The organism is Streptomyces sp. NPDC002730 (genome assembly GCF_042888805.1).
Lineage (GTDB): Bacteria > Actinomycetota > Actinomycetes > Streptomycetales > Streptomycetaceae > Streptomyces.
The window spans coordinates 1-16012 of the sequence record NZ_JBIAQG010000012.1 but is presented as its reverse complement, the minus strand read 5'-3'; the positions used below and the strand labels follow the sequence as shown (position 1 = coordinate 16012).

Annotated in this window: 14 protein-coding genes; 5 read left to right on the top strand and 9 right to left on the bottom strand. The window is 69.6% G+C overall.

Annotated elements, in window-relative coordinates; translation table 11 throughout:
- Positions 1-124: 124 nt before the first annotated feature.
- Complete coding sequence (locus ACFYXH_RS28375) at positions 125-670, top strand: VOC family protein (protein WP_389568598.1); 546 nt, start codon at positions 125-127, stop codon at positions 668-670.
- Between the two features lie 57 nt (positions 671-727).
- On the opposite strand, the gene ACFYXH_RS28370 is transcribed toward ACFYXH_RS28375, so the two are convergent.
- From ACFYXH_RS28370 to ACFYXH_RS28330, 9 genes are all read right to left on the bottom strand, one after another.
- On the bottom strand, positions 728-1945 hold the full coding sequence (locus tag ACFYXH_RS28370; protein ID WP_389568595.1) for an FAD-dependent monooxygenase: 1218 nt from the start codon (positions 1943-1945) through the stop codon (positions 728-730).
- Positions 1946-2083: 138 nt separating this feature from the next.
- Positions 2084-4210: an MMPL family transporter gene (locus ACFYXH_RS28365; RefSeq protein WP_389568593.1), complete on the bottom strand. Its 2127-nt coding sequence runs from the start codon at positions 4208-4210 to the stop codon at positions 2084-2086.
- Entirely contained in the window at positions 4207-4446 is a 240-nt protein-coding gene (locus ACFYXH_RS28360; protein ID WP_362676415.1) for a ferredoxin, read from the bottom strand. The genes ACFYXH_RS28365 and ACFYXH_RS28360 overlap by 4 nt, the downstream gene beginning before the upstream one ends.
- 10 nt (positions 4447-4456) lie before the next feature.
- The gene (locus ACFYXH_RS28355) at positions 4457-5659 is read right to left on the bottom strand and encodes a cytochrome P450 (RefSeq protein ID WP_389568589.1); all 1203 of its coding nucleotides are present in this window, start codon (positions 5657-5659) and stop codon (positions 4457-4459) included.
- Positions 5660-5700: 41 nt separating this feature from the next.
- Complete coding sequence (locus ACFYXH_RS28350) at positions 5701-6369, bottom strand: TenA family protein (protein ID WP_389568586.1); 669 nt, start codon at positions 6367-6369, stop codon at positions 5701-5703.
- Between the two features lie 15 nt (positions 6370-6384).
- Positions 6385-8235 (bottom strand): asparagine synthase (glutamine-hydrolyzing), encoded by a 1851-nt coding sequence (gene asnB / locus ACFYXH_RS28345; protein WP_389568583.1) that lies wholly within the window; start codon positions 8233-8235, stop codon positions 6385-6387.
- Positions 8223-9410 carry a nucleotide disphospho-sugar-binding domain-containing protein gene (locus ACFYXH_RS28340; protein ID WP_389568581.1) on the bottom strand — a complete coding sequence of 396 codons (1188 nt, stop codon included), beginning with the start codon at positions 9408-9410 and terminating at the stop codon, positions 8223-8225. Before ACFYXH_RS28340 ends, asnB begins: the two co-directional genes overlap by 13 nt.
- 145 nt (positions 9411-9555) lie before the next feature.
- The gene (locus tag ACFYXH_RS28335) at positions 9556-11175 is read right to left on the bottom strand and encodes a multicopper oxidase family protein (protein ID WP_389568578.1); all 1620 of its coding nucleotides are present in this window, start codon (positions 11173-11175) and stop codon (positions 9556-9558) included.
- Positions 11172-11651, bottom strand: coding sequence for a hypothetical protein (locus ACFYXH_RS28330; protein ID WP_389568575.1), 480 nt, complete (start codon positions 11649-11651; stop codon positions 11172-11174). The genes ACFYXH_RS28335 and ACFYXH_RS28330 overlap by 4 nt, the downstream gene beginning before the upstream one ends.
- Positions 11652-11803: 152 nt before the next feature.
- Between ACFYXH_RS28330 and ACFYXH_RS28325 the strand changes: the two genes are divergently transcribed.
- The 4 genes from ACFYXH_RS28325 to ACFYXH_RS28310 all read left to right on the top strand — a co-directional run bounded on the left by ACFYXH_RS28325 (position 11804) and on the right by ACFYXH_RS28310 (position 15909).
- Positions 11804-13075 (top strand): NAD(P)-binding domain-containing protein, encoded by a 1272-nt coding sequence (locus ACFYXH_RS28325; protein ID WP_389568572.1) that lies wholly within the window; start codon positions 11804-11806, stop codon positions 13073-13075.
- Positions 13072-13524, top strand: a complete 453-nt coding sequence (locus ACFYXH_RS28320; protein WP_327327196.1) for an SCP2 sterol-binding domain-containing protein — start codon at positions 13072-13074, stop codon at positions 13522-13524. The genes ACFYXH_RS28325 and ACFYXH_RS28320 overlap by 4 nt, the downstream gene beginning before the upstream one ends.
- A 94-nt stretch (positions 13525-13618) precedes the next feature.
- Entirely contained in the window at positions 13619-14845 is a 1227-nt protein-coding gene (metK, locus tag ACFYXH_RS28315) for a methionine adenosyltransferase (RefSeq protein ID WP_385311901.1), read from the top strand.
- Positions 14846-14913: 68 nt separating this feature from the next.
- Entirely contained in the window at positions 14914-15909 is a 996-nt protein-coding gene (locus ACFYXH_RS28310; RefSeq protein ID WP_389568568.1) for a carbohydrate kinase family protein, read from the top strand.
- Positions 15910-16012 lie beyond the last annotated feature (103 nt).

Sequence of the window (16012 nt, the reverse complement as noted above, 5' to 3'; positions counted from 1 at the left end):
CTTCTGGTGCAGACATCGGGAGTTGGGGGGAGTGTGACCGACCGGAGTCGAGCGTCGCTCGAGCGAGACCCTGCCGAGTTCTGGCTCAGTAATGGCCGGATTCCATCGAACAAGGGAGAGCCTGATGGCTGCACGTACGGCCCGGATGTGGGCGGCCGGCACGACGGCGACCGCGCTGCTGGCCGTGAGTTTGGTCGCCGCCGGCACGACGGCGGGCGCCGAGACCGCCAAGCCCCGGCCCAGGCCCACGGCCACGGCCACGCCGACGGCGGAGGTCCGACACGGCCAGACGACCCTCTACACCACCAACGTCGACACACTGCTGAACTTCTACCGGGACGCCCTCGGATTCGAGGTGCTGTTCCGGCTGCCGGAGACGGGCCCGGCGCTGTTCGGAACGGTCCGGCTGGGGACGGACTACTACATCACCTTCACCACGTACGACACGGTGAAGCAGGCGACCGGGATTCCGGGCATCGGTCGGACCAGGATTCACCAGTCCGAGGTCGCCGTGCTCACACCGGACGTCGATGCCCTCTTCGCCAGGGCGAAGAGGGCAGGGGCGAAGATCCTGATGGCGCCCAAGAATCAGCCGTGGGGCGAGCGGTCCGCGTATGTGGCCGACCCGGAGGGCAATTTCGTCCAGATCTCCACCCACACCGAAGGCTGACCGGAGAGCCGGCGTCACAGGTGGTGCACGAGGCACGCGCCCCTCGGGGCGCGTGCCTCAGTGCGTTGCGGCCGCCGCGACATGGGCCGGAGTGACCGTCTCGTCCCAGTCGACGCGGTAGGAGTAGACCGGCTCGGTCGCCTTGACGCCGAGCTTGAGGAAGAACGGCAGCACCAGGTCGCGTACGCCACGCTGGAAGCCGTTCGACGCGGCCTTCTGGTTACCGGTCTTGCGGCCCTCCTTGATGATCTTCTCGACCCGGTCCTTGCGGATCGACTGGAAAGCGGCGAACGCCTGCTGCGGAGTGTCCAGATCGCGCAGGCACTTGGCGAGCACGATCGAGTCCTCCATGGCCATGGAGACACCCTGGCCCACGTGGGGCGAGGTGGCGTGGGCCGCGTCCCCGACCAGGCACACCAGGTCCTTGTGCCACTTCGGGATCGAGAGCATGTCGTAGATGGGATATCCGAGGATGCCGCTCTCGGTGGACTCGATGATGGCCGAGACCGGGTGATGGTCCCTGCGGTGCTTGGTCAGCAGCTTCGGCTTCCACTCCTCGTGCGGGGTCCGCTCCAGTTCGCCGCGCGCGGGCTCCTTGGCCTGGTGGAAGTTCTCGAACCAATAGATCTCGCCCGACGAGGTGGTCTGGTAGCCGAAGAAGCCCTCCAGACAGAACGACATCCGCATCACACCGTCCGCGGGCGCGGCCTGGTCGCTGCGCGTGTAGCCGGCGGTGCCGACGACCCCGGTGTACTGCGGGTGCGGAGCGTCCGGCAGCACCGTGTACCGGGTCTTGGAGTGAATGCCGTCGCAGCCGATCAGGAAGTCGCCCTCGGCGGTGGAACCGTCCTTGAAGCGGGCGACGATCCCGTCGGCGGTGTGCTCCACGCTCTCGAAGAACTTGTCGAATTCGATCTGCACTCCGCGGGAGACGGCCGCGTCGCGCAGCGCCTTGTTGAGCAACCCCCGCTTGATCAGCAGGGTTTCGGCCGGGTTGAGTCCCAGCTGCTTGCCCTTGTGGTTGAGGAAGGCGGTGCTGGTGGTCTGGGTGCCGTACTTCTCCACCTCGTCACGGATGCCCAGCGTGTCCAGTACGGCCATTCCGTTGGGGGCCAGGTTCAAGAACGCCCCGGCCTCGTCCCGGGGCACGCTGCTCCCTTCGTAGATGACGGCGGTGACGCCGATGCGCTGCAGGAACATGGCCAGTACCGGGCCCGCGATGCCGCAGCCGATCAGCACGGCCCTCCGCGTTCCTGCCGCTGCTGTGTTGCCCATGCTCAGTCTCACTTCCTGTGCGTTCGTGTGCTTGTGCCGGTTCGGTCGTGTGGCCCCTGGCCCCGGCGGACACCGGGGCCAGGGGCCTGGAGCCGGCCGGTCCTCCCAACAGGGCGGACCGGCCGGTGCGATGTGTACTCAGAGAGGGATGTCTTCCCCCCGCGGGCGAGAGTTGTCGGCGATATGACCCTGAGATCCCCCTGATTGGGGCGGACCGCCGTCGCGCAGCAGGCGGTGGAGAGCGCCCGGCCACCACATGCTCTTGCCGATGTCCAACGAGAGAGCGGGTACCAGGACGGTGCGCACCAGGAAAGTGTCCAGGAGGACGCCCAGGCCCACCAGTACGCCTAGTTCGGCCGTGGTCACCAGGGGGAGCGAGACCAGGATGGAGAAGGTCGCGGCAAGGACGAGGCCCGCGCTGGTGATGACGCCGCCCGTACTGGTCAGGCCGGACTGCACTCCGTGCACGTGGCCCAGCAGACGGACCTCCTCACGGACCCTGGTCATCAGGAAGATGTTGTAGTCGATGCCCAGCGCCACGAGGAAGACGAAGCCGAGCAGCGGCAGAGAATGATCCACCCCGGCCCAGTCGAATGCATGCCCGAAGAGGAGGCTGCTCGCTCCCAGCGCTCCGAAGTAGGAGAGCACCACGGTCGCCAGCAGCACCAGAGGCGCAACCAGCGCCCGCAACAGGGCGATCAGCACCAGCAGCACCACGGCGAGCACCACCGGGATGACCAGCTTGCTGTCCCGCGAGACGGCTCGCTGTGTGTCCAGCGCGCTCGCGGTGGTCCCGCCGACCAGGGCGTCCGCGCCCGCGATCCCGTGCACCGTGTCCCGCAGCCTGTCGACGGTGCGCTCGGCGGCGGGAGTGTCCGGGTCGTCCTTGAGCACCACGGGGACATGGACGAGTGCACGGTCGCGCGAGTAGGCGACCGGCTGCACCTCGGCGATGCCGTCGAGCCGCCCGACGGCCGCGACGAGCGCCTTCTCGGACGGGGCCTTCGCAATCACATCCGCCGGCGCCGACTCCCCGCCCGGATAGTGAGCAGCCACCAGCCGCTGACCGGCGACCGAATCGGGAGTCGTGGTGTACATCTGCGACTGGGTCAGACCGAAGCTGATGCCCGTCGCCCCCAGTGCCAGTGCTCCCATGACGACCGTGGCCGCCAGCCAGGACAGCCGGGGGCGCCGCGCCACGGCCGCGCCGACGCGCGCCCAGCCGCTGTGCCCGGCCCGCTGCGTCTGCCCGAATCGGGGGACGAACGGCCAGAAGATCCAGCGCCCCAGGATGACCAGCAGCGCGGGCAGTACGGTGACCATGGCGAGGAAGCCGGACAGCACACCTGCCGCGCCCACCCAGCCCAGGCTGCGCGAGGAGTTCAGGTCGGCCAGCAGCAGACAGAGCAGCCCGATGACGATCGTCCCCGCCGAGGCGAGGATCGCGGGTCCTGAACGGCGGAGCGCGATCTGCATGGCGCCGTGCCGGTCCTCGTTGCGGGTCAGCTCTTCCCGGTAGCGGGCGATGAGCAGCAGGGCGTAGTCCGTGCCCACACCGAAGACGAGCACTGTCAGCAGGCCTGAACTCTGAGCGTCCACCGGCAGGCCGGCTTTCCCGCCCAGGTACGTAGCTACTTGGGACAGCACGGCGGCGAAGCCCACCGAGATCAGCGGCACCAACCACAGCACCGGGCTGCGGTAGATCAGGAGAAGCAGCAGGGCGACCACGAGCGCGCTTCCGAGCAGCAGCGTCCCGTCCAGCTCGTCGAAGACGTCGATGGTGTCCTGGAGTGCGCCGGCGGGGCCGGCGACCTTGACCCGCAGATCGGTCGGCACGTCCTCGCCGGCGACATCGCGTGCCGCGTTCACCGTGTCGGAGAACTCGTCGCTGTACGGAACGGGCACGGTCAGCAGCAGCGCCTTGCCGTCCTTGGACGGCGTCACGGCCTCGATCGCTCCGCCGGGAACGAGCGGGGTCAGCTTCTTGCGGTCTGCCTCCGCCTTCGCCCGGTCCGCCGTGGTGATGCCGCTGTCGCGCACATAGACGATGACGGCGGGCATGACCTCGTCGGTACGGAACTCCTCCAACCGGTCGTTGACCAGGGCGGCTTCCGCGTTGCCCGGCAGATAGGCATTGGCGTTGTTGTCCTCGACGTCGGCGACCTTGCCGGCCAGCGGCCCCAGAGCCATCGCGATGATCAGCCAGCCGGCCAGGACGAACCATTTGGCCCGTCTGCCGCCCGGGACGGTCGCCAGGCGCTTCATCCGGCATCTCCCCGTGCCAATTCGACTGCTTCTTCGGCCGCCGACTCCTCGACGACCCGGATGGACTTCGTCGGGCAGCCCCGGGCGGCCCGTCGGATCTCCTCGTGCAGGGCCTCGGCCGGCGACTCGTCCAGGACGAGCACCAGCCCGTCCTCGTCCTGGTCGAAGACCCCCGGCACGCGGTAGACGCAGAGACTGCTCACCGCACAGGTATCGGAGTTGGCCGTCACACGCATCGGACTCTCCTCACCATTCGACCGGGATCTCGGTGAAGCCCTCCATGAACCCGCCCAGTGCACGGGGCAGTTCCTCGGCGGGCGCCGCCAGCCTGATGTCCGGGAACCGGCGCAGCAGGGACTCCGTGGCGACCTGCAGCTCCATCCGGGCCAGCGCCGCGCCGACGCAGTAGTGCAGGCCCGCGCCGAAGGTCATGTGGTGGTTCTCCTTGCGGCGGATGTCCAGCTCGAAGGGGCAGTCGAAGACCTCCGGGTCCATGTTCGCGCCCTCCTCGGAGAGCAGAACGCTGGTGCCCTTCTTGATGACGGACCCGTCCGAGAGCGGGATGTCGTCGATGGCGTACCGCATCGTGCCCACCGACGAGCCCATGATCTGCGTACGCAGCAGTTCCTCGACCGTCGACGGAACCAGCGACCAGTCCGCCTGGATCGCGCGGACGAACTCCGGGTGGTGCAGCAGGACCGCCGTGCCGGTGCCGATCTGGCTCGCCGTCGTGACATAGCCGGCGATCAGCAGACCCTGCGTCCAGAAGTGCAGCTCATGCTCATTGAGCCGGCTGTCGTCCTCGTCGTCCCGCACCCGGATCAGCTCGCTGACCAGGTCGTCGCCCGGGTTCTCACGCTTGGAGTCGATCAGGTCGCCCAGGTACTTCCACAGATTCTGCCGGCACTTGCCGACCTCCTCCGGCGGCAGCTTGGTCACCGACAGGAAGCCGTCGACGTACGCACGGAACTGGTCACGGTCCTCCGGCGGCACACCGAGCAGCTTGCAGATCACCATGATCGGCAGCGGGAAGGCCAGCGCCTCGTTCAGTTCGACCGGCTGGGGGCCGGCCGCCATCTCGTCCAGCAACTGGTCGGCGACCTGCTGCACATACGGCCGAAGCGCCTCGATCCGGCGGGCGGTGAACGCCTTGGTGACCAGCGACCGCACCCGGGTGTGCTCCGGCGGGTCCGGGTCGATGTTCGGATCCATGAACAGGTCGTTGTCCTTGGAGATCCGGGCGCAGTCGGGGCGGGCAATGTTGCGGGAGAGCCGCTTGTCGGCGAAGAGGGCCCGCACATCCTTGTAACGGGTCACCAGCGTGGCGACGTCCCCGCTCGGCAGGGTCACTTCGATCGCCGACGTCTTGTGTACGTTCCGCAGCGCCTCGGGAACCTGCATGGGCGGGGTCCACGCGAACGGATACCTGGGCGGGGTCTGGGTGCTCACGGTAGTCCCTTCCGATCAGTGTGTATGCGGTAGCTGTAGCGTCAGAACGGCCAGGACGGCCTGGACCAGGCGGCCTCTGCGAAGGCCCACTCGTAGCGGGTGCTGACGGCGAAGTGGTCGACGAGCTCGGCGCGTTCGGCCCCGGAAAGCTCGTCGCCGAGCCGGTCGGCGAGGCCCATGAAGGCCTTCACCGCGTAGCTGTAGCCCTCGCCCGGGTGGTAGATCTCGATCCAGGGCGCATATCGCGAGCCGGGCGTGTGCCGCTCCAACAGATCATTGGAGACCTGGTAGTTGAACCAGACCATCGGCAGCAGCGCCCCGAAGCCGGCGGCGAACGACGTCGCGGTCGCCGCCTGGAAGAACGAGCAGTGGGCATGGGTGGCGGGGTCCACGGGCGCGTCGGGCACCAGTGCCGGGGCGCCCAGCTCCCCGGCGAGATTTCCGTATGCCTCGCGCAGCTTGTCACGCGCCTCGAGCGTCCCGGTGATCGACCGCCCGAGCAGCGAGGTGCACTCGTCGCTGCGGGCGGCCGCGGCCGCCCGCGCCAGGCCCCGGGTGTAGGAGGGCAGCAGGTATCCGGTGTCCTGCTGGACGAAATGGGCCAGCGACTCACCGGGCAGCGACCCGTCCCGCAGGCCGGACCAGAACGGATGCGCCGTGACCTTGTCCAGGATCGGCGCGGCGAGCTCCTTGAGCTCTTCTTGCAGCATGGGCCCTTGCCCCTCTCAGATGTCGAGTCGTACGCGGTAGTGCCGCAGCCACGCGTCCAGTTGGAGCACCATCTCCACGTTCCTCCGCTCGCCCCAGCCGTCGACCGCGATCGGCCGGTCCTCCTTGGCGAGCTCGGCGCAGGCCGGGCTGTCAAGGAGCGGACGCACCGGGCTGGACCGGTCTGCGACGACGGCGTTGAAGCGGTCTCGCAACACCTCGCCGTAGCGCGGGTCCTGAGTGATCGGGAAGGGGCTCTTGCGGCGCTGGGTCACCGATGCGGGCAGCAGATCGGCGACCGCCGAACGCAGCACGCTCTTCTCCCGGCCGTCGGCCGTCTTCATCCCCCACGGGATGTTGTAGACGTACTCCACCAGCCGGTGGTCGCAGTACGGCACCCGCAGTTCCAGGCCCACGGCCATGCTGAGGCGGTCGTCGCGGGAGAGGAGCAGCGGCAGCCAGCGCGAGAGATGCGCATGGCCGACGACCCGCATGGTGTGTTCCTGGTCGGACTCGCCCGGTACCCGCGGGACTTCGGCGACCGTCTCGGCGTACCGCTGTGCCGAGTACCCGGGCACATCGATCTTCTTGAGGAAGCCGGGGTCGAGCAGACCCGTGCTCATGCCGTGCGGGGCGACCCGCAGCCCCATGGTGACCCAGGGGAAGTTCGCGGTGTCCACCAGCGTCGGATCGCGGAACGACTGGTAGCCGCCGAAGAGTTCATCGGCGACCTCGCCCATCAGAGCGACCGTGGAGCGCTGGCGCACCGAACGCAGCAGCAGATACAGCGAGCGGTCCATGTCGGGAATCGGGCGCGGCAGATCCTGTGCGCGCAGCGCCGCCGCATCGACCACCGGATCCGCGAGGTCGGCGGTGCGCAGTACCACCGGCTCATGGTCGGTGCCGACATGGCGGGCGACCTCGGCGGCGTACGGAGCGTCCGGGTCCTCGTGCCAGAAGTCCTTGCGGAACCGTTCGGTGTGCCCCTCGAAGTCGACGGCGAAGGTTTTGGGCCGCCGGCCGTCCGTGACGGACTGGGCGGCGAACGCGGCGATCGCGCTGGAGTCGACGCCGCCCGAGAGCAGCGTGCACAGCGGGACATCGGAGACGAGATGGCTGGAGACGGCCTCCTGGAGCAGGCCCCGCACCGTGTCCACCGTGGTCGGGAGATCGTCCGGGTGCTCGTGGTTCGGCAGCGTCCAGTACCGGGACTCGGTGACCGAGCCGTCCCGTACCACCGTCACATGGCCTGCCGGGACTTCGCGCATCCCGCGGTAGACGGCATGGCCCGGGGTGGCGATGTACGCGAGCAGCTCCGCCAGGCCCTCCGTGTCGACGGCGCACTCGATCGACGGATGGGCGAGCAGTGCCTTCGGCTCGGAGCCGAAGACGAGGCCCCGGCGGGCCCTGGCGTAGTACAGCGGCTTGATGCCGAGCCGGTCCCGGAACATCACCAGCTTCCCGGCGCGCGGGTCCCAGACGGCGAAGGCGAACATGCCCTCCAGCCGCTCCGCGCACCGTTCGCCCCACTCCAGATAGGCGCGCAGCACCACTTCGGTGTCCCCGGCCGTACGGAAGCGGTGGCCGAGCGACTCCAACTGGGCCCTCACCTGGCGGAAGTTGTAGATCTCTCCGTTGTGCACCAGGACCGCGAGGGTGCGGCCGTCCTCCTCGGCGACCATCGGCTGCGGGCTGCCGTCCACGTCGATGACGGCGAGCCTGCGATGACCGAGAGCGGCACGCTCATCGGTCCACACGGCCTCGTCGTCGGGCCCGCGGTTGGCGAGAGTTCCCACCATGGTGCGTACCGTCGAGGCCTCCTCCCTGAGCCCGCGCTCGAAGTCGACCCAGCCCGCTATGCCGCACATGCGACCACCCTCGACTCGATCTCGGCGACCAGTTCGGCCGGGGACGGCAGACTCAGCATCTGCTCGCGCAGCTTGTTAGCGGCGGCGCGGTACGCATCGCCGGTGAGGAGCTTGTCCGCCTCGGCGCGCAGCCGCTCCGGTGTCGCCTCGTCGCGGGTGAGCACCTCGCCGGCGCCGGTGGCCAGCACCCGGCCCGAATGGCCGAGATGGTCGGGGAGCTGGGGTACGAGCAGCAGCGGCACGCCGGCCCGCAGTGAGGTCAGCACCGTGCCCGCGCCGCCGTGCGCGACGACCAGATCGGCGTCGTCGACCAGCAGATGCAGCGGAGTGTCCTCGACGACACGTACATCCCCTGCGGCCTCGCCCGGCACCTCGCCGAGCAGCGCACGCTGCCCTGCGGTGACCGCGAGGACGACCTCGGTCCCGGGCCCTGCCAGGGCGGCGGCGACCTGTCCGGCCAGGAACCGCTCCGGGGCCAGCCGCGCCATCGTGTGACCCCAGGTCACCACCACACGGCGCCTGGTGGTCCCCGGCGGGCCGAGCGGGGGACGAAGCGGCCCGCCGGGGCCGTTGAAGGGGACGTACCGCATGGCCAGACGCGGATGGTCGACCGGAACCTGGAAGTCGTCCGGGCACGGGTCGACGGTCAGCAGGCCGAAGGGGTCGAAGTCGCCGACGCCGTTGCGTTCGGCGAGCGGGGCGAGCACCTGCGGCAGCAGGCCGCGGGCCCGCGCCATCAGATCGGTGCCGTACAGCAGCCGCACGGCGGGGATACCGGCCGCCGCTGCTGCCAACGGCCCGGCCAGCGCGGTCGGTTCGAAGACCACCGCGTCCGCACGCCAGTCGCGGGCCAGCGCCGCCAGATCGTCCGTCATGGAGTCGGCGTGCGCGTAGAACATCTGCATCGCGCGCGGACCCTTGCCGCTGCGCGGAGCCTGCCCGCCGCCGTCCGCCGGGTCGTTCGCGGTGGGGAGGACGTAACCGCGCACCATCCCCACGGCGTCGACATCCCTGCCGACGGACGCGGCGGGCAGACCGGTCCTCGCCGTCTCCTCGCGCAGGGCCGGCTGGCTCGCGACCAGCACGTCATGACCCGCGGCCCGGAAAGCCCATGCCAAAGGCACCACCGCATAAAGATGCGAAGGCCAGGCCCAGGTCGTGAACAGTACGCGCATGGCTCGCCCCAACCCCTCTCAGTGCCGACTGCGTCCCCGCCCGTGACACAGGGCCGGGTCCGCGATGCGCCGACGGTGACGCAGCGGCCTATCGGTCCGGTCGCAGCCCACTCGAAGCAGGCCGGACCGGCCGACGCCAATGCCCTCAGACGACCTGGAAGTTCGCCATCATGGCCATGTCCTCGTGCTCCAGGTTGTGGCAGTGGAACATGTACCGGCCGCGGTGGCCCGAGAAGCGGGCCAGCACATCGACCACCTCGAAGGGCCGCACATCGACGGTGTCCTTCCAGCCCGCGTCCGTGTCCAGCGCAGCCCTGCCGCTGCGCGCCACCACCTGGAAGTGGGCCAGGTGCAGATGCACGGGGTGATGGAAGTCGCTGGTGAAGCGCCACCGTTCCACCGTGCCGAGCCGCGGCCGGGCAGCGAACTCGGCGGAGCGGAAGGGCTTTCCGTTGACCGTCCAGATCTTGGTGCCGTCCGAGGTGCTCGTCTGACGGAAGTTGAACTGCCGCTCGGCCACGGCCGAAGCGGCACGCAGCGGCTCGACGTCGGCAAGCCTGGCAGGCACCCTGCTGTCGTCCTTGGCACGCCGGGCGACCCTGAACCGCATCACCCGCCGGGTGCCGTCCTCGCCGAGCGTATTGACCAGCGTGACCGTGGACCCCACCGGATACGCCGAGAAGTCGACCACCACATCGAAGCGTTCGGCGGGAGCGATCGGCAGCTCCTTGTGCGAGCGCGGTGCGGCCAGCAGCCCGGCATCACTGCCCACCTGCACGAAGGGGGCGCCCTCGCGCGGACCGGGCTCCAGCGCAAGGCGGTAGCGGCGCGCGTTGGAGGCGTTGAGCAGCCGGAAGCGATAGCGGGCGGCGTCCACCTCGAGCTCGGGCCACGGAGCACCATTGACCAGCACCACATCGCCCATGACGCCCTCCATATAGGCGTCCTCGACGCCCGGGACGCCGGTCAGCGAGGGATCGACGGACGGATAGCGCAGCGCGCCGTCCTCCTCGAACGAGCGGTCACAGATCATCAGCGGGATGTCCCGCTCGGCCGCCGGCAGGTGCAGCGCCTCCTCCTCGTCGTCGCGCACAAGGAACATCCCGGCGAGCCCGCGCCACACCTGAGGGGCGCTGAAGTCCATCCGGTGGTCGTGGTACCAGAGCGTCGCGGCCGGCTGATCGAGCGGATACGTATAGTCCTTGGCGCCCTGCGACAGCTTCCAGTCGGCCGGCGCGACCTGCATCGCCCCGCCGTGACCGGCCCCATGGCCGCCCTTGCCGTGCGCCGCGGGATTGTGTCGGTACCCCTTCGGCACCACAAGATCTGTCGGATAGCCGTCCGACTCCGGGGCCTGGATCCCGCCGTGCAGATGCGTCGACGTCGGTACGGGCAGCTCATTGCGCACCCGCACGACGATCTGACGCCCCGACCGGCCCACGATCGTGGTGCCGGGGAAGCTCCCGTCGTACCCCCACACCCGGGTTTTCCGACCCGGCAGGATCTCCATGTCGGCGACGCGCTGCACCAGTTCGTAGTGGTCCACACCGCCCGTCGTACGCACCGGCACGGCCGTCCTCGGCACCGGCAGCGGCACGCGGAACGGCTCCGGCAGCCGGCCGCCGCTGGAGAGCAGCTCGCCGGAGACCTCCCGGGTCATGCTGCCGCAGCCGGCGACTCCGGCCGCGGCGGCCACACCCGCGGCGCCGGCCACCCCGAGCAGCCGCCGGCGGGACAGTTCGGACCGGCCGCGCCCCGCGCTCATCGGCGGCCGCCGCGGTACGCGAAGGCCCAGTAGGTGAGCGCGGTCGCACCGGCGACCAGCGCGACCCCGAGCGGTATGTGCAGACCCAACGCCCTCGAGTAGCCCGAGCCCGTCTGTGTCTGTACGAGGAAGGCGACCACCACCGCCAGCGCGATCGGCCAGGCCGGCCCGCGTCCCGGCCGCCACAGGAGCACGGTGTTGATGACCAGCAGCCAGCTCAGGAAGCTGATGGTGTGGGCGTTGATCTCGTGCAGGTCCAGCAGATCCACATCGCCCGTGATGAACATCCCGGCCAGCACCGGCTGCACCAGAGTCAGCAACAGGAACGCGGTGATCACGCAGCGCAGCACGATCAGTGGCCACCGCCGGACCTTCCGCACCGCCGATGTCCCACCCGCCCGCCGCCGAGGGGATGAACGCGCCGCCGCGCCAGGGTCCAAGGAGTCCGCAGGGCGGACGTCCGGTGTCTGGCTCATGGGGAACTCCTCCAAGTCGTCGACACCTTCGACGGTGACAGGCGCGACTCGAGTGGGACTTGAGCGGGACGAGGGCCGGACCGGTCCTCGATCCGCCGTCGAGCGGCGGCGGAGAACGTAATGCAGCATCCCTACGCCTTGGAGGCTGACCGATGGCCGAGACCCCCCTCTTCCGCGTGATCCTGCGGATGGAAATCCAGTCCGGAACCCAGGACGAGTTCGAAAGGACATGGTGGGAGGTGGGATCGGCGATCTCCCGGCAGCCCGCCAACCGCGGACAGACGCTGACGCGTGCGACGGAGGGCGATTCCCCTGTCTACTACGTGATCACCGACTGGACCGACGAGGCGGCGTTCCGGGCCTTCGAAATCGGCGAGGCCCATGTCGAGCACCGCCGTCGGCTCGGGAAGTACCGCACCAGCGGCGAGATGATCACGACGCAGACCGTGCACGACATCCCGCCGGCGCCGCAGCCCGAAGGCGTTCCGGGACCCAGAGCCGTACCCGGGCCCGAAGCGCCGTCCGCCACCGCGGACCGCGCGCCGCTGGCCTTCATCGGCCTCGGCAACATGGGCCGCGGCATGGCTCACGCGCTCATCGACGCCGGCCACCGCCTCACCGTCCACAACCGCACCGCCGCCAAGGCCCGCCCCCTGGTGGACGCAGGCGCCACCGCGGCCGGCAGCCCCGCGGACGCTGCCGCGGGACACTCAATCGTTCTGCTCAGCCTGAGCGACGAAGCCGCCGTGGACGATGTGCTCTTCGACAAGATCGTGCCGGTGCTCGCGCCGGGCAGCATCGTCATCGACACCTCCACCGTCTCCCCGGCGTACGCGCGCAAGGCGGCAGGCCGCCTTGCCGACGCCGGACTGCGCCGGGTCGAAGCCTGTGTGGTGGGCAACCCCTTCCAGGCCCGGGAGGGCAAGCTCCGTGTCTACACCAGCGGAGCGGAGCGGGACGTCGCAGAGGTCGCGGACGTGCTCGACACCATCGGCGCCGAGGTCCTGCACCTCGGAGCCCCCGGCACCGCCGCCACCCTCAAACTCATCTTCAACCTCCTGCTGGGTGCCCAGGTCGCCTCGCTCTCCGAGGCGGTGGCGTACGGCGTACGGACCGGACTCGACCGCGACCGGCTGCTCTCCGCCATCGCCGGGAGCGGTTTCAGCTCGATCGTCATGCGCTTCCGCGCCGAGCTGATGCGCAAGGGGAGCTATGAACCGGCCTTCTTCCGCTCGACCCTCATGGAGAAGGATCTGCGCCTGGCCATCGACGACGCCACCGTGGCAGGAGTCGAACTCCCCGTCCTGGACACGGTCCGGGCCGGCTTCGCCGCCGTGGTCGCTGCGGGCGACGGTGACAAGGACGCCTCCGTCCTGATCGAGCACACGACCGCGGCGGCCTCCTCCCAAGGCGCCGTGTCATGACGCGGCCGCCCGACGCGCGCCACCTCCAGCTCAAGCATCTCGCCGAGGCCGGCGCGGCGGCCGGCGGCAGCCTCTCGCTTCCGGACGACGACATCGAGCGGCTGCTGGGGCTGGTCTTCGAATGGTTCCGCTCCTGCTTCAGCCCCGAGCGTGCCCACGGCCGGTCCGGCATCTTCCGCTACGCGGTCAACACCCCCCTGGGCGTACGGCACTGGTACATCGTCGTCGACAGCGACCCGGGCACCTGCACCGCCACCACCTCCGTCGACCGCCCGGCGGACGCCACCATCGGCGTGGACCTCGGCGATCTCGTCGCCCTCGCCGTCGGCGAACTCAAGGGCACGGACGCGTTCGTCAACGGACGTCTGAAGATCTCCGGCGATGTTTTCTTCGCCATGAACTGGATCGAGTGGTTCGGCTCCCGCAGCACACCGCCCAAGGACGACTGACGGTGTTTAGCTGCCTTTGAGCCCTCCTGCAGCAGTGGCGCGCAGTCTGCCGGGAACGACCGTCCGGCAACTGCGCGCCTCACTTGGAGGTTCCGTGTCCCTTCGTCTGTTCACCTCGGAGTCTGTGACCGAGGGTCATCCCGACAAGATCGCCGACCAGATCAGCGACGCGATCCTCGACGCGCTGCTGACCCAGGACCCGAAGTCGAGGGTCGCCGTCGAGACACTGATCACCACCGGCCAGGTCCATGTGGCCGGCGAGGTCACCACCCAGGGCTACGCCGAGATCCAGAGCCTGGTCAGGGAGACCGTCCTCAAGATCGGCTACGACTCGTCCGCCAAGGGCTTCGACGGCGCGTCCTGCGGTGTCTCGGTCTCCATCGGCGCGCAGTCGCCGGACATCGCGCAGGGCGTCGACACCGCGTACGAGGAGCGCGTCGAGGGTGCCGTCACAGGTGAGGGAGGGGACGAGCTCGACAAGCAGGGCGCCGGCGACCAGGGCCTGATGTTCGGCTACGCCTGCGACGAGACACCCGAGCTGATGCCGCTGCCCATCACCCTCGCCCACCGGCTCTCCGCACGGCTCACCGAGGTCCGCAAGAACGGGACCATCCCGTATCTGCGACCGGACGGCAAGACACAGGTCACCATCGCGTACGACGGGGCCCAGGCGATCCGGCTGGACACCGTCGTCGTCTCCTCGCAGCACGCTCCCGGCATCGACCTGGACTCGCTCCTCATCCCCGACATCCGCGACTGCGTGGTGCAGCCCGTGCTGCACGAACTCGCCGAAGAGGGCGTGCGGTTGCAGACCGATGGCTACCGGCTGCTGGTCAACCCGACCGGGCGGTTCGAGATCGGTGGCCCGATGGGCGACGCAGGTCTGACCGGCCGGAAGATCATCATCGACACCTACGGCGGCATGGCCCGGCACGGCGGCGGCGCGTTCTCGGGCAAGGACCCGTCGAAGGTGGACCGCTCGGCCGCGTACGCGATGCGCTGGGTCGCCAAGAACGTGGTGGCCGCCGGCCTCGCGGCACGCTGCGAGGTTCAGGTCGCGTACGCCATCGGCAAGGCCGAGCCGGTCGGACTCTTCGTCGAGACCTTCGGCACCGAGACCGTACCCGTGCCGCGCATCCAGGCCGCCATCGACCAGGTCTTCGACCTGCGCCCGGCCGCCATCATCCGCGACCTCGACCTGCTGCGGCCCATCTACGCACAGACCGCCGCGTACGGGCACTTCGGCCGGAACCTCCCCGATTTCACCTGGGAGGCCACCGACCGCGCCGAGAAGCTCCGCCAGGCAGCCATCGCCGACTGACCGTCCGAACGGACCGGCCGGCCGACGGAACAACGCAACTTCCACCGTAGAACCAAGGAGCAGTGACCGTGCGCATAGCCGTAACTGGTTCGATCGCAACGGACCACCTCATGGTCTTCCCCGGCCGGTTCACCGAGCAGCTCATCGCCGGCAGCCTCGACAAGGTCTCGCTCTCCTTTCTCGTCGAGGAGCTCGATATCCGGCGCGGTGGCGTCGCAGCGAACATCGCCTTCGGCCTCGGCCGCCTGGGTCTCGGCCCGCACCTCGTCGGAGCGGTGGGCACGGACTTCGCCGACTACCAGGTCTGGCTCAAGGAGAACGGCGTCGACACCGACTCGGTGCACATCAGCGAGTCGCTGCACACCGCGCGCTTCGTGTGCACCACCGACGCGGACCACAACCAGATCGGCTCCTTCTACGCCGGAGCCATGAGCGAAGCACGCACCATCGAACTGCGGCCGCTGCACGAGCGGGTCGGCGGCCTCGACCTGGTGGTGATCTCGCCCAACGATCCCGCAGCCATGGTCCGCCACACCCGCGAATGCACGGAGCTCGGCCTGCAGTTCGCCGCCGACCCCTCGCAGCAGCTCGCGTTCATGCAACGTGACGACGTGCGCGAACTGCTCGCGGGACCCGCCTATCTGTTCACCAATGAGTACGAGAGTGTGCTCATCCAGGAGAAGACCGGCTGGACCGAACAGCAGATCCTGGGCCGGGTGGGCACCTGGGTGACCACCCGGGGCGCGGACGGCGCACGCGTGGAAGGGGCCGGGCTGCGGCCCATCGACGTACCGTCGGTCCCGCCGGTGGGCACGACCGAACCGACCGGTGCCGGAGACGCCTTCCGGGCCGGCTTCCTCGCCGCCACGGCGTGGGGCCTCGGCCTGGAACGCGCAACGCAGTTGGGCAGCGCACTGGCCACCACCGTGCTGGAGACCACGGGCACGCAGCCGGACGAGCTGAACGGCGCCGGCCTGCTGGCCCGGGTACGCGGCACGTACGGCGCGGCGGCCGCCGCCGAACTGTCGGCGTATGTCACTCCGCACATGGCGGCAGCGGGATGAGCGCGGCTCGAATCGACGCCCTCCGTGAGGCGCTTGCCACGCGTGTGGTGGTGGCTGATGGTGCGATGGGCACGATGTTGCAGGCGCAGGATCCGACGCTTGA